We start from the raw sequence: 26,207 nt of genomic DNA on the forward strand, positions 1-26,207 counted from the left end.
GGGCGGCAACAGGCATAAAAAAACCAAGGGTCGCCCCTTGGTTGGGTACTGCGTTCAAGCTGTGCGGCGCCCCCGTGGCAGAGGCGCCGCCTTCAGTCAGAAGTCGCCACGCAGGGTGACCATGAAGTTGCGCGGTTCGCCGTAGTAGCTGCCGCGACGCAACTCGCCGGTGGCTTCGTAGTACTTCTTGTCGAAGACGTTCTTCAGGTCGAACGACAGTTTCCAGTGATCGTCCAGCTTGTAGGCCGTGCGGGCATCCCAGATTGCACGGCCAGGGTTGGCGACGGTCTGGCCTTGGTACTGCGACGAGTAGCCGCTCTGGGTCGAAACACCACCGCCGACGCTCAGGCGATTCAGGTCGCCTTGCAGGTTGTACATGGTGGAAACGCGCAGCATATGTTTCGGGGTTTCCGCGTCGATGGATTTGCCGTCGTCGCCACGGGTGATGTTGTAGGTGTAACCGGCCGCCATCTGCCAGCCGGTGGCGATCTCGCCGCTCGCTTCGAGTTCTACACCCTTGCTGGTGCTGGGTGGACCGTTCTCGTAGCACGAACCGTCGGCGTTGAACTGTGGGCAACTGACGTTCTCTACTGCACGGTACAGGTCTTTTTGCTTGATATAAAAGACCGCTGCCGACAGATTCAGGCGCCCGTCGTACAGTGCACCCTTGATACCTGTTTCATAGTTGGAACCGGTGGTCGGGTCCAAGCCTTTGCCAGACTCGTCGCGGTAGTTGCTTTGTGGACGGAAGATATCCGCATAACTGGCATACCACGACCATTGCTCGTTCAGGTCGTAGATAAGTCCGGCGAACGGCGTGAATTTCTTGTCTTCGCGGTAGTTGTTGGTAGTGACTGACGTTGGGGTGGCAGTGTAGTCATCCCGAGTATTGTCGTTCTTGTACCAGCTCAGACGGCCGCCGAGTACCAGGCTCAGGGGTTCGGCCAGACGCAGGCGCAGAGTGCTGTAGAGGCCATATTGGCGCTGGGTGATGTCATCCAGACTCTGCCAGGCCGGCTGCTGTGGCTTGGGGATGAGATTGTGGTTGGGGTCGAATACGTTGATTGGCAGGCCGATATCAGTCTGGGCTTGCTTGCTCAGGGTATGTTGCTGCGACCAGTTCGCGCCCACCATCAACTCATGAGTCAAACCGAAGGCGTCGAAGTTGCCCGAGACGTGTCCGTCAATTCCCTTGCTGGTGATGTACTCGCGTCGGAACTGCGTGGCGCTCAGCTCTGTGTTGCTCAAGGTGACAGGGTCGACGGCGCCTTGAGCATAAGCTACGCGTTGGTTGAACATGCTTTCTGACTGAGTTACCGATAATTTGGAGGTCCAGTTATCGTTGATATGGTGCTCGAGGTCGGCGAAGACTTCGTTGACTTCGATTTCGTGGCGGTTCCAGTCCTGGCCCAGAGAGGTGGAGCGTGAGACATCGAGGGCGTGTCCGTCGGTGTAGCGGGGTAGACCGTAGATCGTATAACCCTCGTAGATCGTACGCTGGTGACGCAGGCCGACGGCCAGGGTGGTGGCGTCGTTCAGATCGGCTTCGACGATCCCGTACAGCAACGGGGTCTGGGAGTTGAGGCCGTCCTGGAAGTAACCGCGATCCTCGTAGGCGACTACGGCGCGACCGCGCAGGGTGCCTTGATCGTTCAGCCGGCCGCTGCCGTCCAGGTCCATGCGGTAGTTGTCCCAGGAACCGGCGCTGGTGCTGATCGAGAAGCGCGGATCGGCGGTAGGGCGCTTGCGCACCAGGTTCACCGCGCCGCCTGGATTACCGACCCCCACTAGCAGACCCGCGGAGCCCCGCAAGACTTCGACACGGTCGAATACCGCCATGTCGGGACGTAGCCAGCCAGTGAGATTATAGGCCAGTCCCGGTACGCCATCGATCAGATAGCTGTCGTCTTCCAGGGTGAAACCCCGGGAGTTGAATACGTTACCGCCGAAGTTGCGGTTGGAGCGGGTGATACCAGTGGTCTGGGCCAGTACCTCATCGAGCTTTGTGAGGTTCTTGTCGTCCATCTGCTGGCGGGTGACCACCGTCACCGATTGCGGGATCTCGCGCAGGGTGTGGGGCGTCTTGCCGATGGTCACCGCGCCTGTGGTGTAGGAGCCGGTGCCGTCGGTGCTGGTGCCGAGCATCTGGCCGCCGATGGTCGTGGCCGCCAGGTTCACGCCCGAGCTGGCGCCGGTGGCGGGGGCGTTGCTCAGGGTCAGCGTATCGCCCTGCATGCTGTAGTTCACACCGCTGTTCTTCAGCAGCTCACTGGCCGCCTGGCCGGGAGTCAGCTTGCCCTTTACCGCGCCACCTTGCAGTCCCTTGACCCGCTCCGGGTTGTACAGCACCTGGATATTGCCCTGGCGCCCCAGTTCCTGCAGGGCGCTCGCCAGCGACTGCGCCGGAATGTTGAACTCGAACTCCTGGGCCTGGACCTGGGCGGCCATCGGCAGTGCCAGCGCCATCCCCATGGCGCTGAGCGAAACAGGCGAGCAGAAGAGCTGGCGAACCAGCAACGCTTTGCTCAAAGGGGTCAGTCGGTGTGTTTTCGGCATTGTTTCAGCTCTTTTTAAAGTGTCGGAGAAGCGAGTAGGAATTGTTATCACTTGAGAAGAAGACGCACCGGCTCGACAAAATCGGAAAAAAAAGAAGAAAAAATTCGCTGAGGGGGCTTTCTTCCATGGCGCCTGCGCGGTGGACGCAGGGCCGGAGGGGACTGTCGGGTCGTTGGCTATAGGGAAGAACGAAACGGGCGCGGGGAAATTTAGGGCGGGGTTGCTCCCGCGTGGCACGCACGGGAGCGAGGGCACTCGGTGATCAGGCCGGCAGGGCTTGCCGCTCGACGCGCTCGACCTGGATCTGCCCGGCCTGCATCCGCACCAGCTGGTCGGCGACCGAGAAGTAGCGGTCGTCGTGGGAGATCACGATGATGGTCTTGCCCTGCTGTTTGAGCTCCGGCAGCAACTCGGTGTAGAACACCCGGCGGAAGGCCGGATCCTGGTCGGCGGCCCATTCGTCGAACACCAGCACCGGACGCTGGTCGAGCCAGGCGTTGATCAGGGCCAGGCGCTTGCGCTGGCCGGTGGACAGGTCGGTGGTGGTGAAGCTGCCGTCGCGGATGCTGACCTTGTGGGCGATATCCAGGCGTTCCAGGTACTTGATCGATTCCGGCGGCAACGGGTTGCTGCCCTGGGTCACTTCGTCGAACAGGTAGTAGTCGGCGAAGATGGTGGTGAACAGCTGCCGGTAGTCGTCCAGGCCCTCGGCGGTGACTGCCTTGCCGTTGAGGCGGATCTCGCCCTGCTGCGGGGTATACAGGCCCAGCAGCAGCTTGATCAGGGTGGTCTTGCCGCAACCGTTCTCGCCGACGATGAACAGGATTTCGCCTTGCTGGATGGTCAGGCTCACCGGCCCCAGGTGGAAGGCCTGGCTGCCTTCGACCTGCGGGTAGTCATAGCGCAGCTGGTGCAGTTCGATGCTTTGCAGCGGGGCCGGATCGACGGCGCGGTCGCTGACCAGCAGGTGCGGTTCCGGGGAAGAAAAACGCCACGACAGCTCGGCGATACGGCGGAAGGCGATCTCGGCGCGGCTGATGCTCGGCAGGGTGTTGATCAACTGTTCCAGCGGACCCTTCATGTACAGCATGACCAGCACGAAGCCGCCGAGCACGGTCTTGTCGGTGGTGGGCCAGAGCGCCTGGAAGGCGATGGCGATACCGATGACGGCGAAGAACAGCATCGACCCGAAGGTTTCCGCGCTGACGAAGATGTTCGCCGCGCGGATGTTGGCCTTGCAGATGCGTTCGGTGGTGCCGTGAATCTGCTCGTCGAGCATGTGCTGGCGGCGCTTGCGCTGGATCCGCAGTTCCTTGGCCCCGCCGGAAATCGCCTGGTAATGCTTCTGCAGGTCGTCTTCGCCGTCCCGGGCCTTGAGAATGCTGCGCATGCCGAAGCGGTGGGCGAGGAACTGCGCGCCGGTCCCGATGATCACGGTCAGCACGGTCAGCAGCAGGATCTGCCAGGACAGCATCGCCAGGTAGGACAGGCAGCCGATGGTCACGGTGAAGGAAATCACCATCGGTGCCACCGACAGGGCAAAGGAACTGATGGTGCCGACATCATTGAGCAGCACCGGGATCAGCCGGTGGGCGCGGTAGCGCTCCAGTTGCTCGATGGGGGCCACCAGGACCTTGGCGGCCAGTTCGCGGCGCAGCTTGGCGACCACCCGCTGGCCGACATAGTTGGTCAGCAGGTTGGAGACGGTGGAGCAGGCCAGGGTCAGGAGGCACAGCCCGCCGAACAGCAGGGCGGTATGGGTATCCGGGCCGCCGACCGCGTTCATGGCGCTGTTGATGGTCGCCAGCAGCGCCGTGACACTGAGGCCACTGACAATCCCCAGCGCGGCCGAGAGCGCGACCAGTAGCCAGAAAGGCTTGAGGATCCTCAGGGTTTCCTGGGCGAGGCTTTGTGCTTGGAGGGTCATGGGGTCTACTCGTGATGGTTCGTCGGCGCCGCCGGGTGGGGCGGCGCCTTGATCTCTTAAAGGACGAGAGGGTCTGGCCGTGATTTAGCGTCAGAGCTCGCGGGCAACCCGAAAGCCCAGCCAGTCGCCGCGGGTGATCGCGCTGCGTTCGTTGCGGTTGCCGGAACGGGAAAAGATCGGCGCTTCGGTCCAGTCATTGCCGCGAATCGAACGGCGCTCCTCGCATTCCTGGCTGTCGAGTCGCGGGCTGCCATCGGTCGGGGCGCCTTTGTAGGTGTCGACATAGCAGTCGGCGGTCCATTCCCAGACATTGCCGTGGCCGTCGTAGACACCGAAGGCGTTGGGCGGGAAGCTGCCGGCCGGCGAGGTGTAGCTGAAGCCGTCCGCCGGACCGTAGGTGTTGGCGTGCTTGGCGATGCTGTATTCCTTGCCTTCATCGAACGGGAAGGGGAACGGCCCCGTGCTGCCACCGCGCACGGCATATTCGCGCTCGGCTTCGCTGACCAGGTGATAGGCCTTGCCGGTCTTTTTCGAGAGCCACTCGGTGTAGGCCTGGGCTTCGTGGAAATCCATGCACACCGCCGGCTGGCGGTCGCTCATGGGATAGCGCGGCTGGCCGGCGAGGCATTCGCGGCCAGGCCGGTCATCGCCGTCGGGCATCTTGTAGCCCGAACTGCGGATGTAGGCGTTCCACTCGCCGCTCAGCACCTGGAAACGGCTGATGGCGAAGGCCTTCTTGAACGTGACTTCGTGCATCGGCCCCTCGTCCGGCTCGCGGCCGAGTTCGTCCTCGGGCGAGCCCATGGTGTAGGTGCCGGCCGGCAGCACGACCATTTCCGGGCAGTCCTTGCAGTCCTTGAACACCTTGCCCGGCAGTGGCGCGGTGGCGGCGAGCGTGACGCCCGGCAGCCAGGCGCCGAGCAGGGTACCGAGGGTCAGGGCGGACCAGAGGCAGGCGCGAGGCCGGACAGTGAGCAGGTTGGATTTCATCGGATTTCTCGCAGGCAAGGAACAGAAGTCTGAAGGTGTCGGGGGGGGCGCGGTGCTCATGACTGTTTGCCGAGCAGGGTCATGAAGCGATCAAGCTCGGCTTCGGTATTGAGCAGGCCCGGCGCCGTGCGCACGACCGGCCCGACATCGCGATCCACCGCGTCGACCACCACCTTGTTCTTCATCAGGTAGGCGGCGACCTTGTCGCTGTCCTGGCCCTTGACCCGGAAGAAGCTGAAGCCGGCTGACAGTTCGGGGCTCATGGGCGTCACCAGCTCGATCCGCGAATCGGCTTGCAGGCGCTGCTTGAGGTCGCTGTTGAGGGCATGGATCCGCGCCTGGACATCGGCCTTGCCCAGTTCCATGTGCAAGTCGAAAGCCTTGTCCAGGGCCCAGCGGTGTTCGAAGGCGTGATAGCCGCCGGGGCTCATGGAGGTGGCGAAGTTGGTGTCTTCGGAGAAGGTCGGTTCCAGGGGCGTGACGTCGCGTACTTCTTCCGAGCGGGCGCAGACGATCCCGGTACCGCGCGGGCCGAACATCCACTTGTGGGTGCCGGCGATGAAGAAGTCGCAGTGCATGTCCGGGAAGTCGAGGTTGTCCACGCCAAAGCCATGCACGCCGTCGACCACGTAGAGGATTCTGTCCTTGTCGTCGCGGTTGCGGTTCTGTTCGGCCACCAGCTTGCCGATCTCGCCGATCGGCAGCTTGACGCCGCTGCCCGACTGCACCCAGGTCATGCCCAGGACACGGGTTTGCGGCTTGATCGCGCGGGCGATGTTGCCGAGCACTTCATCGGCTGAGACCTGGTGGGCGTCCTTGAACAGGCTGATCTTGCGCACCTGGGTGCCTTCGCGTTCGGTGCGCAACCGCAGGATGTTGCGGGTCGAGTAGTGCTCGTGCTCGGTGGTGAGGATTTCCTGGTCGGGACGCACATGAATGCCGCCGTAGATCATCGCCAGGCCTTCGGTGGTGCTGCCGGTTAGGGCGATCTGCCCCGGCCTGGCCTTCAGGTAGCGGCCGGCGGCGAGCCGGACCTGGCCTTCGCGCTTCCAGGTTTCCTCCAGGTCCCAGTCCATCGCTAGGCCGGGGTTGCGGTCGAGTGCCGCGCGGTGCAGTTCGATGGCGTCACGCACCGGCTTGGGGTGGGAGGTGACCAGGAAGTTGGAGAAGTGCAGGTAGTCGGGATCCTGGTCGAACAGCAGGCGCAGCTGTGCCCATTTGTCCCGGGGCAGGGGCGGCGTGCTGGCCGCCCGGGCTGTCAGGCTCACACCGAGTGGCAGGCTGGCGGCGAGTACACCGGCCTGTTTGAGAAAGGTTCTGCGGTCAGTCATGGGAGCGTTCACTTGAGCTGTCAGGGTGGTTGGGCGGCGGGTGGGCAAGCCTGCCCGCCACCTTTGCGGCGATCTCGAGATCAGCGTCTGGCGGCCTTTTGCACCTCGTCCCAGACCCGCAGGAAGTTGCCGCCCCAGAGCTTGGCGATATCGGCCTCGGAGTAGCCGCGCTCAAGCAGCTCGGCGGTCACGTTGCGGGCCTCGCTGACATCCTTGAAGCCGTCGATGCCGCCGCCGTCGTTGAAGTCGGAGCTGATGCCCACATGGTCGATGCCGATCTTCTTCACGGCGTAGTCGATGGCATTGCCGAAGTCCTTGAGGTCAGCCTTGGGCTCCTGGTCGAGAATGGCGTAGAGCGCGCTGGCGTACTCGCCGAAGCGTTGCTCGGGCCAGACGGTGATGATCGGATCGCCGGGCATCAGGGCCATGGCCAGGTTGGGCAGTGGCGGCAGGTCGAAGCGCTTGCGCAGGGCATTGAGCTTGTCCTGGGTGGGTTGGCTCAGGGGGCGCAGATAGGCCGGGAAGGCGACGATCTGGACCACGCCGCCGCTGTTCTTGATCAGTTGCATTTCCTTGTCGCTGAGGTTGCGCGGGATATCCACCAGGGCCCGTGGCGCCGAATGCGAGGCGACCATCGGCGTGCGGCTCAACTGGCTGACCTGCTCCAGGCCCCTGGTCGACATCTGCGAGACATCGATGATCACCCCGAGGTCGTTGAGGCGGTGCACGGCCTGCTTGCCGATATCGGACAGGCCGTCGAGGGCGTCGGGGGTATCGTTGAGGAACGGCAGCGGGCGCGAGGAATCGGCCCAGTCGTTATTGCCGACATAACTGAAGCCGAACATGCGCATGCCGCGCGCGGTCCAGGTGTCCAGCAGGTCGAGGTCATGGCCCAGCGGATAGGCATTGAGCATGCTGATGAATATCGCGAACTTGCCTTCGCCGTGCAGGCGCCGCATGTCGTCGGGGGTATAGGCGATCCCTACCTGGTTGGGAAAATCGCGGACCATGCCGGTGATGATCTTGTAGCGCACTTCCTGCTGCTTGCGCGCCTCGTCGACGAAGCCCGCCGTCGGACGGTGTGGCGCATTCGGCCCGTTCCAGATTTCCGGCCAGCCGAACACCGTCAGTGCCGCGCCCGACAGGCGCCCGCGAGCGGCCTTCACCAGGTCGAACTGGCCGGAACCGTCCTTGTCGGCCTCGCGGCCTTCGGTGCCGAAGGTCAGGGGCACGGTGATGTGGCTGTCGAAGGAAATGATCCGGTCCTGGAGTTCGTCCGCCTGTTTCATGACCTTGAGCGAGTAACCCGGATTGGGCCAGTAGTCCCAGGTCAGGTAGGCCGCCGCAGCGGAAATGGCCAGGGCCAGGGGCAGGCCGATATAGAGAGCCTTTTTCGAACGCGGTTTTGTCATTGCCATCTCATTCTGGTTCGCAGGTCACAGGCAGGCACAAGGGCCTTCGCTATCTGGGAAGAACGAGTGGAGGGGCACGCAATTTAGGCCCCGGGTGGCCTGTCGCGGGCTAAATTTCCCCGCGGGTGCAACGTTCTAGCTTGGATAAAGCCTGCTTCAGGGCTGACACAGGTAGGGCGATGACGATTTCTCGACGAGGGTTCATAGCGGGCCTGGCGCTGACCGGCGCCGCCATCCCCGCGGCTTATTATGCGCACCGTGAACTGACGCGGGAGGATGACCCGATTACCCCGGGCGAGGCCACGGTCGATCTGCCCGACACCGCTGGCCAGCGCCTGGCCAACCAGTTGCGCGGGGTCTGGAGCCTGCGTTTTGAGGGGCGCGATGGCGGTCTTGACGGTTTGCCGCTCAAGGGGCTGGAACTGTTTGTCGATATTGCCCCGCGGGGGCGGGGGGTGCGCGGTTTCATCGATACCGCCGAGGCCCTGCGTAGTGACGCCGAACCGCGCTTTCGCCTGCTGGGCGATCTGGCGGTCGCCGACGGAGCCCGCCTGTTCTGGCGTCTGATCCGTGTCGGGCAGGACATCCCCGAGTACGAGCTCAGCCTGACCCTGGATGAAGTCTGGGCCACTTATGGCAATGCCGGCACCGGCACGCTCAGCGGTCGCATCGATCGTCTCGACCGCCCGCTGGCGTTGCGGCAACTGGATAATCGTCTCGTCGCCAGCAAGCAGGTCTTCCCCGAGGCCCGTGAGCGGATCGCCCTCGGGGCGCCGTTGCTGGCCTCGCTGGTGTCGCCCGAGCACCGCCTGTTTCACCAGCTCTGGCACGCCACCCGGGACAAATGGCACACCTTGTCCGAAGACAAGCGCAACGGCTTGCGCGGGATCGGCTGGCAGCCCGGTCCGCGGGACAAGGAGCGCGACGCCCGGGGGCCACGCAAGGACCGCAACGGTTCGGGCATCGACTTCTTCTTCATGCACCGGCACATGCTGCGGGCGGCGCGCCAGTACCAGGCGCTGCCCTCGTGGACCCGCTTCCCGCAGCCCCAGCCCGAGCTGGAACGCGATCGGGCCGGTTTCGCCCGGTACTTCGACAACCACGACGGCTGGTCGGTACCGCCGACCTGGCTGGCCGAGGATGACGATGACTACAGCAAGTGGGTCGGCGACATCAAGAGTGCCGAGACCTACCACAGCAATTTCCAGGTATGGGAATCGCAGTACGGCGATCCGCGCTACCTGTCGAAGTTGACCCTGGGCCAGTTCGGTTCCGAGCTGGAACTGGGCCTGCACGACTGGTTGCACATGCGCTGGGCGTCCGTGGCCCGTGATCCTTCCAACAGTGCGCCGGTGCCGATGGCACGTGAATTCATGGACTTTGCCCCGCGCTGGTACGAGCCGGAAAACGACTTTCTCGGCGACCCGTTCTCGTCCCATGTGAACCCGGTGTTCTGGCTGTTCCACGGCTGGATCGATGACCGTATCGAAGACTGGTTTCGGGCCCACGAGCGCTTTCATCCGGGCGAGGTGTCACGCCTGGAGGTCAATGGCGTGCCCTGGTTCGCACCAGGACGCTGGGTCGAGGTGGATGATCCCTGGCTCGGCCCGAGCACCCATGGTTGCAGCACCACGCCGGGCCTGAGTGTCGGCAAGTCGGTGGAGATGGATCCGGAAACCATGAAGCTGGCGCTGCGGATCACCTTTACCGAGGAGAAAAGCGTCGGCGACCTGTTGCGGCGGGTTCCGCGACGTCCCTGGTATGCCCGTCACCTGTCGTTCAAGGACCGCTTGTTCTAGGTCGCGGCGCTGTTGTAGCCGGCTTGTCGGGACGGGCAGGGCAGCGATGGGGCCCTTGAGCCCTGAGGCGCTCTTTCGGGCGCCATCGCCGGCAGGCCGGCTCCTCAAGGGCGGGTATTTCAAGTTTGCGGGGGCTTGCCCGTCAGGGCGCCTGCCAGCCGCCCCCGAGCGCCTTGTACAGCGCGATACTGGCCTGCAGTCGGGACAGGCGCAGTTGCACGTTGAGGTCCTGGGCGGCGTAGAGCGTGCGCTGGGTTTCCAGCACGGTGAGCAGGTCGGCGGCGCCGGCCTGGTAGCGGCTCTGGGAGATCTCGAAGGCCGTCCTGGCCTGCTGCAGTTCCTCATCCTGCCAGCGTCGTTGCTGGTCCAGGCCGCTGATGCTGTTCAGGGCCTTTTCGACATCGGCGAAGCCATTGACGATCGAGCCGCGATAGGTTTCCAGCAATTCTTCCTGGCGGGCCGTGGCTTTGTCCCGTTCGGCCCGCAGCCGGCCGTTGTTGAAGATGGGCGCCACCAGGCCGGCGGTCAGGTTGTAGAACGGCGTGCGCAGGGCCTCGGAGGCGATGGTCGATTCCGAGCCCAGGCTGGCTCCCAGGGTCAGTTTCGGCAACATCGCCGCCCGGGCCACGGTGACATCGGCCTGCGCCGCCGCCAGTTGGGCTTCGGCCCTGGCAATGTCGGGACGCCGGCTCAGCAGTTCGCTGGGAACTCCCGAACCGATTACCGGCCAGTTCAGGCTGGAAAAGGCCTGGGTGCCGATCTTCAGGTCCTGCACCGGTTGGCCGAGCAGCGCCGCGAGGGTGATCAGCGACTCCCGGGCCTGTTGCCGGATCAGCGGCAGCTGGCGTTGCTGGGCGGCCACCAGGCTTTTCTGCTGGGCCAGCTCCAGGGCGGTGGTCGAGCCCGAGTCATAGCGGGTCTGGACCAGCCTGAGCACGCTTTGCGCGTTGATCAGGTTCAACTCGGCAATCCGCTCCTGTTCACGGGCGGACAGGGTCCGGGCGTATTGATCGGCGACGCCGCCCAGCAGGGTCAGCTCCACCGTGGCCTGGTCGAATTCACTGGCGCGCAGGCTCTGCAGGGCGCTGTCGCGGGCGGCGGCCAGGCCGCCCCAGAAATCCACTTCGTAGCTGGCGCTGAGACTGGCACCGAAACTCTTGCTGTTGTTGTCACTGTCGGCATTGTCGTTGCCGTGCAGCAGTTTGCTGCGGCTGGCATTGAGGCTCAGCTTGGCTTCCGGCAGCAGCGGCGCGCCGGCGATCACGGCCGAGGCCTGTGCCTGGCGGACCCGGGCCACGGCGGCGGCGACATCGTAGCTGCCCTGGCGGGCCTGCTCGATCAACTGGTCGAGCTCCGGGCTGCCGAATTGCCGCCACCACTGGCGGGTGTCCTGTTGCGTGCTGCGTTGTTGTTCGAACTGCCAGTTGGCCGGCGGCACCAGGCCGCTGTTGGAACCTGGCGGCGCGCCGCTGCAGGCGTTGAGCAGCAGGCAGACCGTGAGCAGGGAGAGTTGCGGCTTCATAGATCGATCATTCACTGGTAAGGGCCGTAACCGGGTCGAGCCGGGCAGCTTTGCGGGCAGGCATGAAGCCGAAGATGACACCGGTGACCAGGGCACAGGCAAAGGCTCCGACCACGGCGGCGAGGGAGAACGCCACCGCGACCTTGCCCAGCAGCAGCACGCCGCCAACCCCCAGGGCCAATACCACGCCCGCGAGGCCGCCGACCACCGAGAGCATCACCGCCTCGGTCAGGAACTGGCGCAGGATGTCCCGCTGGCGGGCTCCGGTGGCCATGCGGATGCCGATTTCCCGGGTACGTTCGCGCACGGTCATGAGCATGATGTTCATCACGCCGATGCCGCCGACCAGCAGGGAAATGGCGGCAATCGAGCCGAGCATCAGCGACAGGGTGTTCTGGGTGCGGGCTTCGGCCTGGATCATCGCGGCGTTGTTGGTCAGGCGAAAATCCCGCCGGCCGTTGTGCATGCGCAGCATCACCTGGTCGATGGCCTGCTCGGCCTCCTTGACGTTGCGTCCGTCGCTGGTGGCGATCGCCACATATTCCGGATTGCGCGTGCCGAACAGGCGTGTGCTGGCGGCGGAGTAGGGAATCGCGACCCGTTCGTCACTGTCGGTCTCGCCGGAGGTGGCGCCTTTTTCCTGGAGCACGCCGATTACCTGGAACGGCACGTTCTCGATGAGGATGTACTGGCCGATGGGATCGGGGATGTCCTTGAACAGCTTTTCGCGAATCTTGTGGCCGATCACCGCCACGGCGGCCCCGGCGCTGGCGTCGGCCTGGGTGAAGTAGCTGCCCTCGACCACCGGCCAGTTGAAGATCGCCGGGAACTGGGTGTCGTTGCCGCCGACATAGGCGGTGTGGTCGAGGCTGCCGAAACGCACCACCGCGTCATTGCCATTGACGGGCATGATCATTTTCACCTGGGGCAGGGCCGACAGCGCGGCCACGTCGTCGAGGGTGATGATGCCCAGGGGCGCGCGCGGGGTGGAGGGCGCGCCGCTGAGGTAGATGATGTTCGATCCGAAGGCGCCCATCTGGGCGATGACCTGGCGCTTGCTGCCTTCGCCGACCGCCAGCATGACCACCACCGAGGCGACGCCGATGACGATGCCGAGCAGGGTCAGGGCGGTGCGGAAGCGATTGATCCACATCACCCGCCAGGCTGCCTGCACGGCCTCCAGCAACTCGCTCTTCCAGGCGCCGCTGTATTCGCTGCCATCGCTCAGGCGTTGGCGCAGGTCCACGGCCTGCAGGGCGGAAGGGTTGGCGCTGCGCTGGACTTCGGGGTTGTGCCGCGCGGTGTCGCTGATGATCAGGCCGTCGCGGATCTCGATGATGCGCTTGGCGCGGGCGGCGACTTCCCGGTCGTGGGTGATCAGGATCACCACATGACCCTGGCTCGCCAGTTCGTCGAGCAGCGTCATCACTTCCGCGCCGCTGTGGCTGTCGAGGGCGCCGGTGGGTTCGTCGGCGAGAATGATATGGCCGCCGTTCATCAGGGCCCGGGCGATCGATACCCGCTGTTGCTGGCCGCCGGACAGCTGGTGCGGACGATTGCCGCTGCGGCTCGCCAGGCCCAGCCGGTCGAGCAGGGCGGCGGCCCGGGCATGGCGTTCGGCGGCGGGCGTGCCGGCATAGATCGCCGGCATCTCGACGTTTTCCTGGGCCGAGCCGGAAGGAATCAGGTGATAGCCCTGGAACACGAAGCCGAAGGCTTCACGGCGCAGCCAGGCCAGTTCGTCGCTGTCGAGTTCGGCGACGTTCTCGCCGGCGAAGCGATAGCTGCCGGAGGTCGGGCGGTCGAGGCAGCCGAGGATGTTCATCAACGTCGATTTGCCCGAGCCGGAGGCGCCGACAATGGCGACGAACTCCCCGGCATGGATCGACAGGTCGATGCCTCGCAGCACTTCCACCAGCGGGCTGTCGTCTCCCCCATAGGATTTGCGGATGTCCTGCAGGTCGATCAGTGGCGTTTGCATTCAGCCTCCGCTACCGACAGCCGGACCGATCAGCAGGTGGTCACCTTCGACCAGTCCGTCGAGTATCTGGATGCGCAGGCGGTCGCTGATGCCGGTACGGACTTCGCGGGTCTGGATCTCGCCCTTGGCGTTGACCATGCGTGCGCTCTGCACATGGGGCTGCGCACCGCCCTGCAGGGCGGCGATGGGCGCGGTCAGGACGTTTTGCGCACGGTCGGCGACGAAGAAGACCTGGGTGGTCATCTCGGCCATCAGCGCCTGGTCGGCATTGTCGACATCCAGCAGGACGGTATAGAGCACCACGCGGGCGGCCCCGCTTTTACTGCTGCTGTTGGGGCTGCCACCGCTCTGGCTGGTCTGCTCCAGCGGCTTGGGCGGTACCGGCAGAATCTGCCGCACGCTGCTGTTCCAGCGCCGGTTGCCGCCGCTGAGAGTGGTGAAGTAGGCGTTCATGCCCGGCTTGACGTGACCGATATCGGCCTCGGAAACCTCGGCCCAGACCGTCATCGGCGACAGCTTGGCGATGCGCAGGATCAGCGGGGTCTGCTGCTGGGCATTGAGGGTCTGGCCTTCCCGGGCGTCGAGGGCGACCACCGTGCCGGCCATGGGCGCGTAGATACGGGTGTAGCCCAGTTCCGCCTCGTCACTGCGCAGGCTGGCCTGCGCCTGGAGAATCTGCGCCTGGAACATGTCGATGCGGGCCTGGGTGGTGCGCATTTCGGCCTGGGCGCTCTGCACGTCTTCGACCCGGGTCGCGCCGCCGGCATTGAGCTGCTGCTGGCGCTGGTATTTCTGCCGGGCCAGGTCGTGCAGGGCACGTTGTTCCTGGAGCTGGGCCTTGAGGTTCTCGATGGAGTAGCGCCCGGCGTCCAGCTTGGCCTTCTGGGTGGACGGATCGATTTCCACCAGCAACTGGCCTTCCTTGACCTGGTCGCCGACTTCAACGTGGATCTTGTGGATCTGCCCGGAGGCCTGGGCGCCGACGTCGACGTAGCGGCGCGGTTGCAGAGTGCCGAGGGCGGTCACGCTGCTTTCTATATCGCCGCGGTTCACCGTGACGGTGGCGAACCTGTCCCGCCCTGGCGGCAGGATCTGCCAGGCGGCGAAGGCAACGACAGGGATCAGGCACAGTGAGACAAGCAGCGCGCGTCGGGTGCGTCGGGGACGTTTCATGCAGGGTTCCAGCCGGTGGAAGGTCGGTCCGTTGCCACGCCGGTGGGGCTGTTTCGCCCGGCGGCGCTTGTTGTCGCCGGGCGACAAACACGGAAGCTGTCCAATAGACGAGGGCTCGCCGCGGTAATTTAAGCCTTTGCCCAGGGCTTTTTTTCGAAACATTTCGGGCTTTTGCCCAGGGGTACTTTAAATCTATATGAGAATTACTATAAATTACGACCCCTCAAACTGACATCATCGGGACGTCCTTGCCGCGGACCTTGTCGATGGTTTCAAGGACAGCTCCCGCCGACTGTGCGGACAGGAGTCATGTTGGAAAACTACTACCGCGAACTGGTGTGTTTCCTCAATGCCAAGATGGGCAATCGTCATGGTGTCGAAGACGTGGTGCATGACGCCTATGTGCGGGTCCTGGAGCGTTCCAGCGATACGCCGATCGAACAGCCGCGGGCCTTTCTCTATCGCACGGCATTGAACCTGGTGATCGATGACTATCGGCGCAACGCCGTGCGCCAGAACGAGTCGCTGGAAGTGCTCGACAGCGATGAGCGGTTTTTCAGTCCTTCCCCGCAAACCTCGCTGGACCATGGTTTGCGCCTGGACATGTTGCAGCGGGCCCTGGCGGAGTTGCCGAGCCTGTGCCGCGACAGTTTCCTGTTGCGCAAGCTCGACGGCCTGTCGCATCCGCAGATCGCCGAGCGCCTGGGCATTTCCCGCAGCCTGGTGGAAAAACATATCGTCAATGCCATGAAACACTGTCGCGTGCGCATGCGTCAGTGGGACCGTGAATGACGCGGCCCGCGCCCTCAACCTGAACCCTTCCTGAAGAATCTTTCGGTAGCGCCGTGAAACACGCCGTTACCGTTTACCCGTGCAAATGACGAAGTGTAAGCTTCGCGCGTTTTCATCCCCCGCGGAGGCCCATGTGGGCACTTGTTCGAGTGGCAGTAGGCGGTCGGTCTCCATGACCGGCACAGTCTCGGCAAGATAACGCGCAGCTTCCCTGTCGTTGTCTCGCCCGAAAGCGAGAAGCGATATTCATGAAACTCACCCTGTTGAAAGAATTCTTTGCCGGCTTCCTGCGGACCCGGCATTTCGCCCGGCATTTCCGCCGTCTGGCCCTGTTCGAGAGCATCACCGACGCCAGCGTCAGCCGTGAGGTCCCGCCGACCCTGGCGCAGACCCTGGCGACGGCGGCCAACGACCATCCGCTCGGGCTGATGGAACGCCTCGGTGCCCATGCCGATGGCCTGAGCGAGGCCCAGGCCCAGGCCCTGCGCGAGAAGTTCGGCCTCAACGAGATCGAGCACGAGCAGCCGCTGGCGTGGTGGACCCACCTGTGGCACTGCTACAAGAATCCGTTCAACCTGCTGCTGACCCTGCTGGCGCTGATCTCCTGGCTGACCGACGACCTGAAGGCGGCCACGGTGATTTTCTCCATGGTGGTGCTCTCGACCCTGCTGCGTTTCTGGCAGGAGGCCAAGTCGAACAAGGCCGCCGATGCGCTCAAGGCGATGGTCAGCAACACCGCGACGGTCATGCGCCGCGATTTCGCCGCCGACACCTCGCCGGTGTTCGGCAGGTTCCACGGGGCCGCGGTGCAGATCCAGGGCGCCCAGCGCATCGAGCTGCCGATCAGGCAACTGGTGCCCGGCGACCTGATCGTGCTCTCGGCCGGCGACATGATTCCCGCCGATTGCCGGGTGCTGACGGCCAAGGACCTGTTCGTCAGCCAGGCGGCGATGACCGGCGAATCGATGCCCGTGGAAAAATTCCCGCGGCAGATCGACCCCAGCACCACCAACCCGCTGGATCTCGACAATATCCTGTTCATGGGCACCAACGTGGTCTCGGGCGCGGCCACGGCCGTGATCCTGACCACCGGCAACAACACCTACTTCGGTGCCCTGGCCCAGCGCGTCAGCGCCACCGACCGGGCGCCGACCTCGTTCCAGCACGGGGTCAACAAGGTCAGCTGGCTGCTGATCCGCTTCATGTTCGTGATGGCGCCACTGGTGCTGTTCATCAACGGCTTCACCAAGGGCGACTGGATGGAGGCGCTGCTGTTCGCGTTGTCCATCGCCGTCGGCCTGACCCCGGAAATGCTGCCGATGATCGTCACCTCGACCCTGGCCAAGGGCGCGGTGTTCCTGTCGCGCAAGAAGGTCATCGTCAAGCGCCTGGACGCGATCCAGAACTTCGGCGCCATGGACGTGCTGTGCACCGACAAGACCGGCACCCTGACCCAGGACAAGATCTTCCTGGCCCGGCATGTCGACGTCTGGGGCGAAGAGTCCGAGGACGTGCTGGAAATGGCCTACCTCAACAGCTACTACCAGACCGGCCTGAAAAACCTGCTGGACGTCGCCGTGCTCGAACACGTCGAAGTGCACCGCGAGCTGCAGGTCGGCACCGCGTTCCAGAAGGTCGACGAGATCCCGTTCGACTTCAACCGCCGGCGCATGTCGGTGGTGGTGGTCGAGCAGGACCATCCGCACCTGCTGATCTGCAAGGGCGCGGTCGAGGAAGTGCTGGCGGTGTGCACGCGGGTGCGCCATGGCGATGCCGAGGAGCCGTTGACCGACGCGCTGCTGGCGCGGATCCGCCAGGTCACCGCGGCGCTCAACGAAGAAGGCCTGCGGGTGGTGGCCGTGGCCGCGCGCGCCATGGAGGCCGGCGGCGATATCTACAGCCTGGCGGATGAACAGGACCTGACCCTGATCGGCTACGTGGCCTTTCTCGACCCGCCCAAGGACAGCACCGCGCCGGCCCTGCGCGCCCTGGCCGAACACGGCGTGGCGGTGAAGGTGCTGACCGGCGACAACGAACGGGTGACGGCGAAGATCTGCCGCGAGGTCGGCCTGGAGCAGCAGGGCCTGCTGATGGGCAACGATATCGAGCGCATGAGCGACAAGCAGCTGGCCAAGGCGATCGAGACCACCAACGTGTTCGCCAGGCTGACCCCGTCCCACAAGGAACGCATCGTCCGCCTGCTCAAGGCCAATGGCCATGTGGTCGGCTTCATGGGCGACGGCATCAACGACGCGCCGGCCCTGCGCACCGCGGATATCGGTATCTCGGTGGACAGCGCGGTGGATATCGCCAAGGAAGCGGCGGATATCATCCTCCTGGAAAAGAGCCTGATGGTGCTGGAGGAGGGCGTGCTGGAAGGCCGCCGGACCTTTGCCAACATGCTCAAGTACATCAAGATGACCGCCAGCTCGAACTTCGGCAATGTGTTCTCGGTGCTGGTGGCCAGTGCCTTCATCCCGTTCCTGCCGATGCTGCCGATGCACCTGCTGGTGCAGAACCTGCTGTATGACATCTCGCAGATCGTCATTCCGTTCGACCATGTCGACCAGGAAATGCTGAGTAAGCCGCAACGCTGGCAGCCGGCGGATGTCGGTCGCTTCATGTTCTTCTTCGGGCCGATCAGTTCGATCTTTGACATCACCACGTTCGCCTTGATGTGGTATGTCTTCGATGCCAATACCCCGGACCACCAGACCCTGTTCCAGTCGGGCTGGTTCGTGGTCGGCCTGCTGACCCAGACGCTGATCGTGCACATGATCCGCACGCCGAAGATTCCGTTCCTGCAAAGCCGCGCGGCGCTGCCGCTGATGGCGATGACGGCAATCATCATGGCGGTGGGGATCTTCCTGCCGATGGGCCCGCTGGCGCACTACTTCAAGCTGCAGGCGTTGCCGTCGCTGTACTTCGTGTTCCTGCCGGTGATCCTGCTGGCGTACATGGCGCTGACGCAGGCGGTGAAGGGGTTCTATATCCGCAGGTTCGGCTGGCAATAATCAGGAGCATGATCAAGGAGTGAGTGAATGCAGGCCCTCGACAACATCAACCTCGACTCGCTGGTCGACACCCTGGTCAGCCTCAGCGCCGCGTTTATCCTTGGCGGCCTGATCGGTTTCGAGCGCCAGTACCGCCAGCGCACCGCCGGTTTGCGCACCAATGTGCTGGTGGCGGTGGGCGCGGCGATCTTTGTCGACATGGCCAACCGCCTCGGCGGCGCCGAGGGCGCGGTACGGGTGGTGGCCTACGTGGTCTCCGGCATCGGTTTCCTCGGCGCCGGGGTGATCATGCGCGAAGAGGGCAATGTCCGCGGCCTGAACACCGCGGCGACGCTCTGGGCCTCGGCGGCGGTCGGTGCCTGCGCCGGTGCCGATCTGATCCTCGAAGCGCTCCTGGGGACCCTGTTCGTGCTGGCGGCGAACACCCTGCTGCGGCCGATCGTCAACTACATCAACCGCCAGCCGCTGGATGTGGTGTCGGCGGAGGTCACCTATATCCTCTATCTGATCGCCGGGCGCGACCAGCAGAAGACCGTGATGTCGTTGCTGGAAAAGGAGCTGGAACGCAGCAACTTCCCGGCCAGTGACGTCGAGGTGCGGCCGTTCGGCGACGAGGATGTGGAAATCGAGGCGACCCTGGCGATCACTTCGGTGGACGGCGATGAGCTGGATGCGCTGGTGGCACGCCTGTCGACATCGAGCCTGGTCCAGCAGGCGTTCTGGAGCCCGAGCACCACCGACTGACCCGCGTGGCCTGCCGGCTTCCTGCCGGGCGGCCGCGATCTTCCGTTCCGGCGGGACAGTCTTGGGATTATTCCTACATATCTTGCCAGGACCGCCCGCTAAAGTGCGTGCCCCATCCGGCCGACGGCTGAGGTATCGAGCCCGTGCGCCAAGGCAAGTTCCAGGAAGTTTCCTACACTCTATGGGGTTGGATTGTCTTCCCTTACTGATCGATGCAAGCACGTTCCCGTCTCAAGCAGTGGCCGGCGTACTTCTCAAGGATTTGCGGATGCGTAACGCACTGATTGTGGATGATCACCCGTTCGTTCGCCTGGCGATCAAGATATTGCTGGAGAAGCTCGGTTTTGAAGTGCTGGCCGAGGCCGATAACGGCGTCGATGCGGTGCAGCGGGCCCGGGAACTCGAACCGCAGTTGATCGTGATGGATCTGAACATTCCCCGGCTCGACGGCCTCGAGGTGATCACCCGGATCACCACGCTGGGGTTGTCGAGCAAGATCGTGGTGTTGACCGAACAATCGCCGGAGTTCTATTCGGAACGCTGCATGCGCGCCGGCGCCCTGGGCTATGTGTCGAAGACCGCCGAGCTCGACGAGCTGCAATTGGCGGTGCGGGCGGTGATGCTCAACAAGAGCTTCTTCCCGCGCCTGGAGGACCGTGGGCGCACGGCCGCGAGCGTCAATGAATCCGAGTCACGGCAGATCGAGAACCTGAGCAATCGGGAACTGAGCATCCTGCGGTATATCGCCCGTGGCATGAAGAACAAGGAGATCAGCGAGTTGATGCTGCTGAGCGACAAGACCGTCAGCACCTACAAGACCCGCCTGATCGACAAGCTGAACCTCAAGTCGGTAGTCGCGCTGGCGGAGTTCGCCAAGCGCAACCACCTGATCTGAGGGGGCGGGGCGATCAGTCCCAGTCTGGCGCGATGCCCTTGGGGCTGGTCAGGCGCTGGCCGCGCTCCAGGCCGGCGATCAAGGTCATCTCGGCGTCGCTCAGGCGCAGCTCGCGGGCCTTGAGGTTGCTGGCGAGGTTGTCCCGTCTGGTCGAGGACGGAATCACCGCATAACCCATCTGCATCGCCCAGGCCAGGGTGACCTGGGCCGCAGTGGCCTGGTGTTGCGCGGCGATCTGCTGGATCACCGGGTCCTTCAGTACCTCGCCATAGGCCAGGGTCATGTAGGAGGTGATCTGGATGCCCTGGCTCTGGGCGAACTCCACCACCTTGCGGTTTTGCAGGTAGGGGTGCAGTTCGATCTGGTTGGTGGCGATGTTGTCGGCACCGACGGCGGCGATGGCCTGTTTCATCAGGTCGATGGTGAAGTTGGAAATGCCGATCTGGCGGGTCAGGCCCAGTTGCCTGGCTTCCAGCAGCGCGCCCATGAACTCCTCGACCGGTACCTGGTCCTCGGGCGAGGGCCAGTGGATCAGCGTCAGGTCCAGGTAATCGGTGCGCAGCTTGCGCAGGCTTTCCTTGAGGCTGGGGATCAGCGCGTCCCTGGCGAAATTGGCGACCCAGATCTTGCTGGTGATGAACAGCTCGTCACGGGCCACGCCGCTGGCGGCGATGGCCTGGCCGACTTCGGCTTCGTTCTCGTAGATCTGTGCGGTATCGATGACCCGGTAGCCCAGTTCGAGGCCGGTGCTGACCGAATCGATGACGACCTGGCCCTGCAGGCGGAACGTGCCGAGGCCGAAGGCGGGAACAGACATGGGTGACTCCTGGAATGACAGTGGGAATGACCAGGAGTATCCCCATCGCTATCTTTGAGAAAAATAGGTGATGGGGAAAAGGACTCTTTACCGAAAATCAAGAGTCCCGTGGGACGGCGGCCACGGCTTCTTCCGGGGTGGCCCGATAGGCGAGCAGGTCACCTGGCTGGCAATCGAGGAAGCTGCAGATCGCTTCCAGGGTCGACAGGCGGAAGCCTTTGACCTTGCCCTGCTTCAACAGCGAGAGATTCTGTTCGGTGATGCCGATGGCTGCCGCGAGATCCTTGGACCTGACCTTGCGCTGGGCGAGCATGACATCGAGCTTGATTTCGATCGGCATGGTGCTGTCCTAGACGAACTGCTGGTTTTCACGGGCCAGCGAGCAGGCGTTGTAGAGGATTCTGGCGATCAGCATGATCGAGGCCGCGAGAAACAGGGCCACCACCTGTGCCGAACTGAAGCCGAGGGTCAGCATGCGCTCGCCCTCGGGCAACAGGAAGGTCATCCACACGCTCAGGGCCGGTTCCAGCAGAAACGTGGCGAGTACCCAGAAACCGACACTCCTGCCGATCCTGCCCAGCCGTTCGGCGGAGTCCGGGGAAAAGTAATCGCCCTGGCTATAGGCCTGGAACAGGCTGCGCAAGGCAAACAACCCGCGGGCCAGGATCAATAGCGGAATGCTCGACAGCAGGATGCAGCCCGCGACCTGCCACCACGGCATGTCATCGACTTTCACGCTGTACTCGGTGGCCATCGAGCCGAGGTTGAAACCCACGCCGTAGTTACTGACCAGGCTGGGATAGAACCAGCAGGCGATATTGACGAGCAGCATGGCAATGATCAGCAGCAAGGTGGCGGAGGCCAGGAGGCGGCTGTGGCGGGCCAGGCGATTGGAGGTCATAACACGTCCTTATTGTCGGGAAGCGATCTGGAGAACGCCCGAGAGGGTGGGCGTTTGAATGACTATATTGCAGCAATTAATTACTGTAAAACGATAATTTTATATGTTTGTAACCCTGTGCTTCCCAAGTCGCCCTTTCAGGTCGCGCGAACGCGCGCAGGGTGGCAGAGTGACAAGGGAGGGTCGTGTGAACAGGGGGAGCCATTCCAGCACCGTGCGGGTGAGGAAGTGGGGTTGATCCGGTTCTGTGATCGTGTAGCGGCTTCTGCCCATGGATTCATCCTTGAATCGGTGGTGGCCCGGCGACGCGGAGCGTCGATGGAGGCATTCCCACGCGGAGCGTGGGAACGATCATTGGAGTTTAGGCGCAGCCGCGGAGTGCTCGTACCGCAGAGTGTTAGCAGATCGTGCTGCACAGCTATCGATGCGGCCCCGCACCCCCGATCGTTCCCACGCTCCGCGTGGGAACGCATCCCGTGACGCTCCGCGTCACAGCGCATCATGACCTAGCACCATCGCTGAATTTCGATCAGCCCCTCCAGCCCTGCATAGTTGCGAGCGCTGGAGTATCGCCAGTGCTCCGCCTGATCGACATAGCCACGTTTCACTGGGTTGTGATGGATGTAGTCGAGCTTTTCGCGCATGACCTGTTCGCTGCACACCAGTTCGGCGTGTGAGCCTTCCTGCCAGAACTGATAGACCCGGTCGTGTTTGTGAGCGCGCTTGCTGAAGCGCAGGCGTTGTAGTGCGCGTTCAGCGTTGTTCTCATGAAGGTGATCAATGATCTGACGTGCAGTGAATGACTTGAAGCTGCGCAGGCATGTGTTCAACTCGGGTGCCTGAGCGACGAAATGCAGATGGTTTTCCAGCACAACGTAACCATACAGGCGCAGTCCCTGATTGGCTTGTTGATAACGCCAGCAGTCCAGCAGCAGAGTGACGAGGGAGGGGCGGGTGAACAGGGGGAGCCATTCCAGCACCGTGCAGGTGAGGAAGTGAGGTTGATCCGGTTCTGTGATCGTGTAGCGGCTTCTGCCCATGGATTCATCCTTGAATCGGTGGTGGCCCGGCGACGCGGAGCGTCGATGGAGGCATTCCCACGCGGAGCGTGGGAACGATCATTGGAGTTTAGGCGCAGCCGCGGAGTGCTCGTACCGCAGAGTGTTAGCAGATCGTGCTGCACAGCTATCGATGCGGCCCCGCACCCCCGATCGTTCCCACGCTCGGCGTGGGAACGCAGCCCGTGACGCTCCGCGTCACAAACCCACGCGGGGGCGTCAGGCGTGGACTGGCTGCGTGGCCTTGCGGGCGACGCGGTCCAGTACCAGGCTGCACAACGCCGGCAGGAACAGCAGCGTCAGCAAGGTGCCCACCAGGACGCCGCCGATCAGCACATAGGCCAGCGACGACCAGAACACCGACAGCGTCAGCGGGATAAACGCCAGTGCCGCCGCCAGCGCGGTCAGTACCACCGGTCGCGCTCGACGCACCGTGGCTTCGATGATCGCCTCGCGGATCGCCATGCCGTGTTCCTGGTTCTGGCGGATCTGGTCGGTGAAGATCAGCGTGTTGCGCATCAGGATCCCGCCGATCCCGATCAGCCCGAGGATCGCGTTGAAACCGAACGGCTGGTTGAACAGCAGCAGGGTCGGCACCGCGCCGATCAGGCCCAGGGGCGCGGTGGCGAAGACCATGAACATCACGCCGAACGAACGCACCTGGAACATGATCACCAGCAGGGTCAGCAGGATCATGATCGGGAACAGCGCCGCCAGCGCAACGTTGGCCTTGACGCTTTCTTCCACGGGCCCGGCGATCACCACCCGGTAGCCGCCCGGCAGCTTGGCCAGCAGTGGCTGCAGGTCGGCCCAGACCGCCAGCTCGACATCCGGCGGCTGGCTGCCGTCGACAATGTCGGCACGCACTTCAAAGGTAGTGGCGCGGTCGCGGCGCTTGAGGATCGGATCCTCCATCACCGGCTGGAAATGCCCGACCTGGGACAGCGGCACCGACTCCCCGGCGTTGTTGGTCAGGGTCATGTTGTCGAGGTTGCCGAGGTCTTCGCGCTGGTCGCCGCGGGAGCGCGCTACCACCGACACCACCCGCGTACCTTCGCGTACTTCGGTGATCGGGTTGCCGCTGAGCAGGGCATTGAGCTGGGATTTCACCTGGTCCGGAGTGAAGCCCAGCAGACGCAGACGATCCTGATCCAGGACCAGGCGATAGCCGCTGGTGCGCTCGCCCCAGTCGAGGAAGGCGTCGCGGGTCAGCTTGTTGGCCGCGACCACCTGGCGCACCTGCTCGGCCAGTCCACGGAGCACGTCGGCATCCGGCCCGGACACCCGGAAGACCACGGGGAAGGGCACCGGCGGACCGAACAGCAACTGCGTGACCCGTACCCGCGCCGAGGGAAATTCGCCGGCGGCGATCCGTTCGCGCATTTTCAGTTTCAGCGCATCGCGAGCATGGGCATCGGCTGTCTGCACGATCAGCTTGGCGAAGGCCGGGTCCGGCAGTTCCGGGTTCAGCGACAGGAAGAAGCGTGGCGCACCGCCACCGACATAGCTGTCCACCAGCAGGGTCTGCGGTTCCTCCAGCAAGGCCTTCTCCACCTGGGCGGTCACCGCCTCGGTGCTCTTGAAGGCGCTTCCCGGCGGCATATAGACCTCGAGGATCAGTTCCGAACGGTCGGAGTTGGGGAAGAACTGTTTCTTCACCACGCCCATGCCCAGGCCGCAGAGGACAAAGGCCGCCACCACCAGCCCGGTGACCAGCCAGCGGTTGGCGATGCAGCGTTCCACCAGGGCGCGGAAACGCCGATACCAGCGACCGTCATAGATCGCCTCGTGGCCACCCGGGACCGGTTTGATGTCCGGCAGCAGCTTGACCCCCAGGTACGGGGTGAAGACCACCGCCACCAGCCAGGAGGCGATCAACGCGAAGCCGACGATCCAGAAGATATTCCCGGCGTATTCCCCGGCACTGGAGCGGGCGAAACCCACCGGCAGGAAACCGATGATGGTCACCAGGGTGCCGGTCAGCATAGGCGCCGCGGTGGAGCTCCAGGCAAAGGTCGCGGCATGGATGCGGTCGAAGCCTTCCTCGAGTTTCACCACCATCATTTCAATGGCGATGATCGCATCGTCCACCAGCAGGCCGAGGGAAATGATCAGCGCGCCGAGGGTGATGCGGTCGAACTCGCGCCCGGTCATCAGCATGATCACGAAGACGATGGACAGGGTCAGCGGCACGGCGGCGGCCACCACCAGGCCGACCCGGAAACCCAGGGCCAGCAGGCTGATCACCATCACCACGGCGAGGGCGACAAAGAACTTCAGCATGAACTCGTTGACCGCCAGGCGGATGTTCTTCGCCTGGTCCGCGACCTTGTCGAAACGCATGCCCAGCGGCAGGTCCGCCTGGATTCGCGCTTCCTCGGCCTGCAGGGCCTTGTCCAGTTCCAGGCCGTTCCAGTGTTTTTCCATGATCACGCCGAGCATCAGCGACGGGTCGCCCTGATGGCGGATACGATAGCCGGGCGGGTCTTCATAGCCACGGGTCACGGTCGCCACATCGGCGATCCGCAGCACCTTGCCATTGGCCACCAGCGGCACGTTTTCGATCAGCGCCAGGCTGTCGAAGGCCCCGTCGACACGGATATAGGCGCGGGCGCCGGCGGTCTCGACAAAACCCGAAGGGGTGACGCTGTTCTGCGCAGCGAGGGCGGCAAAGATCTGCTCCGGCTTGATGCCCAGGGTCGCCAGGCGCTCATAGGAAAACTCGACGAAGATCCGCTGGGCCTGTTCGCCGAGGATGTTGACCTTCTTCACCCCGGGCAGGTTGAGCAGGCCCTGGCGCAGGTCCTCGGCCATCTGCACCTGCTGGCGATGGGGCAGGTCCTGGGCTTCGAGGGCATACAGGGCGAAATAGACATCGGAATACTCGTCGTTGAAGAACGGCCCGATCACCCCCTTGGGCAGTTTCGAGGCTTCGTCGCCGAGTTTCTTGCGGGTCTGGTAGAACAGGTCCTGGATTTCCCCGGGACGGGTGGAGTCGAGGAAACTGACCTTCATCGATACAAAACCGGGCTGGGCGATGGTCTCGACCCGGTCGTAGGAGTCCAGTTCCTGCAGGCGCTTTTCCAGGCGGTCGGCCACCTGCTCCTGCATTTCCTGGGCCGTGGCGCCGGGCCAGGCGGCGGTCACGGTCATGATCTTGACGGTGAACAGCGGGTCTTCCGAACGCCCCAGCTTGCCGAAGGCGAAGATGCCCGCGGCGAGGATGGCGAGAATCAGGAACAGCGTGACCGCGCGGTGCTTGACCGCCAGTTGGGACAGATTGAGGCCGCGCATA

At 63.8% G+C, this 26,207-nt stretch carries 18 protein-coding genes and 1 pseudogene; 5 read left to right on the forward strand and 14 right to left on the reverse strand.

The features are described from left to right. Positions 1 to 96: 96 nt before the first annotated feature. From ACL9RJ_RS21075 to pvdM, 5 genes are all read right to left on the reverse strand, one after another. A complete protein-coding gene (locus ACL9RJ_RS21075; RefSeq protein ID WP_017125747.1) occupies positions 97 to 2,556 on the reverse strand; it encodes a TonB-dependent siderophore receptor in 2,460 nt (819 codons plus the stop codon). A 262-nt stretch (positions 2,557 to 2,818) separates the two neighbouring features. After that, the gene (locus ACL9RJ_RS21080) at positions 2,819 to 4,483 is read right to left on the reverse strand and encodes a cyclic peptide export ABC transporter (RefSeq protein ID WP_017125748.1); all 1,665 of its coding nucleotides are present in this window, start codon (positions 4,481 to 4,483) and stop codon (positions 2,819 to 2,821) included. Between the two features lie 90 nt (positions 4,484 to 4,573). Beyond that, entirely contained in the window at positions 4,574 to 5,473 is a 900-nt protein-coding gene (locus ACL9RJ_RS21085; protein WP_017125749.1) for a formylglycine-generating enzyme family protein, read from the reverse strand. Between the two features lie 56 nt (positions 5,474 to 5,529). Then, positions 5,530 to 6,804, reverse strand: coding sequence for an aminotransferase class V-fold PLP-dependent enzyme (locus ACL9RJ_RS21090; RefSeq protein ID WP_017125750.1), 1,275 nt, complete (start codon positions 6,802 to 6,804; stop codon positions 5,530 to 5,532). A gap of 80 nt (positions 6,805 to 6,884) precedes the next feature. After that, complete coding sequence (pvdM, locus tag ACL9RJ_RS21095; protein WP_017125751.1) at positions 6,885 to 8,216, reverse strand: pyoverdine-tailoring dipeptidase-like protein PvdM; 1,332 nt, start codon at positions 8,214 to 8,216, stop codon at positions 6,885 to 6,887. Between the two features lie 179 nt (positions 8,217 to 8,395). Here pvdM and ACL9RJ_RS21100 point away from each other — a divergent pair, with 179 nt between their 5' ends. Continuing rightward, entirely contained in the window at positions 8,396 to 10,015 is a 1,620-nt protein-coding gene (locus tag ACL9RJ_RS21100) for a hypothetical protein (protein ID WP_017125752.1), read from the forward strand. A 142-nt stretch (positions 10,016 to 10,157) separates the two neighbouring features. On the opposite strand, the gene ACL9RJ_RS21105 is transcribed toward ACL9RJ_RS21100, so the two are convergent. The 3 genes from ACL9RJ_RS21105 to ACL9RJ_RS21115 are packed head-to-tail and all read right to left on the reverse strand — an operon-like array spanning position 10,158 to position 14,691. Continuing rightward, entirely contained in the window at positions 10,158 to 11,537 is a 1,380-nt protein-coding gene (locus tag ACL9RJ_RS21105; protein ID WP_017125753.1) for an efflux transporter outer membrane subunit, read from the reverse strand. Between the two features lie 7 nt (positions 11,538 to 11,544). After that, positions 11,545 to 13,518 carry a MacB family efflux pump subunit gene (locus ACL9RJ_RS21110; RefSeq protein ID WP_017125754.1) on the reverse strand — a complete coding sequence of 658 codons (1,974 nt, stop codon included), beginning with the start codon at positions 13,516 to 13,518 and terminating at the stop codon, positions 11,545 to 11,547. Further along, complete coding sequence (locus ACL9RJ_RS21115) at positions 13,519 to 14,691, reverse strand: efflux RND transporter periplasmic adaptor subunit (RefSeq protein WP_422765633.1); 1,173 nt, start codon at positions 14,689 to 14,691, stop codon at positions 13,519 to 13,521. Between the two features lie 309 nt (positions 14,692 to 15,000). Here ACL9RJ_RS21115 and ACL9RJ_RS21120 point away from each other — a divergent pair, with 309 nt between their 5' ends. The 4 genes from ACL9RJ_RS21120 to ACL9RJ_RS21135 all read left to right on the forward strand — a co-directional run bounded on the left by ACL9RJ_RS21120 (position 15,001) and on the right by ACL9RJ_RS21135 (position 20,136). Next, entirely contained in the window at positions 15,001 to 15,483 is a 483-nt protein-coding gene (locus ACL9RJ_RS21120) for a sigma-70 family RNA polymerase sigma factor (protein ID WP_017125756.1), read from the forward strand. Between the two features lie 248 nt (positions 15,484 to 15,731). After that, positions 15,732 to 18,497, forward strand: coding sequence for a magnesium-translocating P-type ATPase (mgtA, locus tag ACL9RJ_RS21125; protein WP_103032527.1), 2,766 nt, complete (start codon positions 15,732 to 15,734; stop codon positions 18,495 to 18,497). Positions 18,498 to 18,524: 27 nt separating this feature from the next. Further along, complete coding sequence (locus tag ACL9RJ_RS21130; protein ID WP_017125758.1) at positions 18,525 to 19,241, forward strand: MgtC/SapB family protein; 717 nt, start codon at positions 18,525 to 18,527, stop codon at positions 19,239 to 19,241. Positions 19,242 to 19,509: 268 nt separating this feature from the next. After that, on the forward strand, positions 19,510 to 20,136 hold the full coding sequence (locus ACL9RJ_RS21135; protein ID WP_017125759.1) for a response regulator transcription factor: 627 nt from the start codon (positions 19,510 to 19,512) through the stop codon (positions 20,134 to 20,136). Positions 20,137 to 20,149: 13 nt separating this feature from the next. Here the strand turns inward: ACL9RJ_RS21135 and dkgB are convergent, their stop codons facing one another. The 6 genes and pseudogenes from dkgB to ACL9RJ_RS21165 form a co-directional block, all read right to left on the reverse strand. Beyond that, entirely contained in the window at positions 20,150 to 20,953 is an 804-nt protein-coding gene (dkgB, locus tag ACL9RJ_RS21140; protein ID WP_017125760.1) for a 2,5-didehydrogluconate reductase DkgB, read from the reverse strand. A 97-nt stretch (positions 20,954 to 21,050) separates the two neighbouring features. Next, positions 21,051 to 21,293, reverse strand: a complete 243-nt coding sequence (locus ACL9RJ_RS21145; RefSeq protein WP_017125761.1) for a helix-turn-helix domain-containing protein — start codon at positions 21,291 to 21,293, stop codon at positions 21,051 to 21,053. A gap of 9 nt (positions 21,294 to 21,302) precedes the next feature. Next, entirely contained in the window at positions 21,303 to 21,854 is a 552-nt protein-coding gene (locus ACL9RJ_RS21150; RefSeq protein ID WP_017125762.1) for a DUF2975 domain-containing protein, read from the reverse strand. A 165-nt stretch (positions 21,855 to 22,019) separates the two neighbouring features. Further along, positions 22,020 to 22,127, reverse strand: a pseudogene (locus ACL9RJ_RS21155) (transposase); the annotation flags it as partial. 233 nt (positions 22,128 to 22,360) lie between these two features. Continuing rightward, positions 22,361 to 22,894: an REP-associated tyrosine transposase gene (locus ACL9RJ_RS21160; protein ID WP_103032528.1), complete on the reverse strand. Its 534-nt coding sequence runs from the start codon at positions 22,892 to 22,894 to the stop codon at positions 22,361 to 22,363. A gap of 237 nt (positions 22,895 to 23,131) precedes the next feature. Then, positions 23,132 to 26,206: an efflux RND transporter permease subunit gene (locus ACL9RJ_RS21165; protein ID WP_017125764.1), complete on the reverse strand. Its 3,075-nt coding sequence runs from the start codon at positions 26,204 to 26,206 to the stop codon at positions 23,132 to 23,134. Between the last annotated feature and the right edge of the window lies 1 nt (position 26,207).

The sequence above is a fragment of the Pseudomonas sp. Mn2068 genome, assembly GCF_049319725.1.
GTDB lineage: Bacteria > Pseudomonadota > Gammaproteobacteria > Pseudomonadales > Pseudomonadaceae > Aquipseudomonas > Aquipseudomonas gingeri.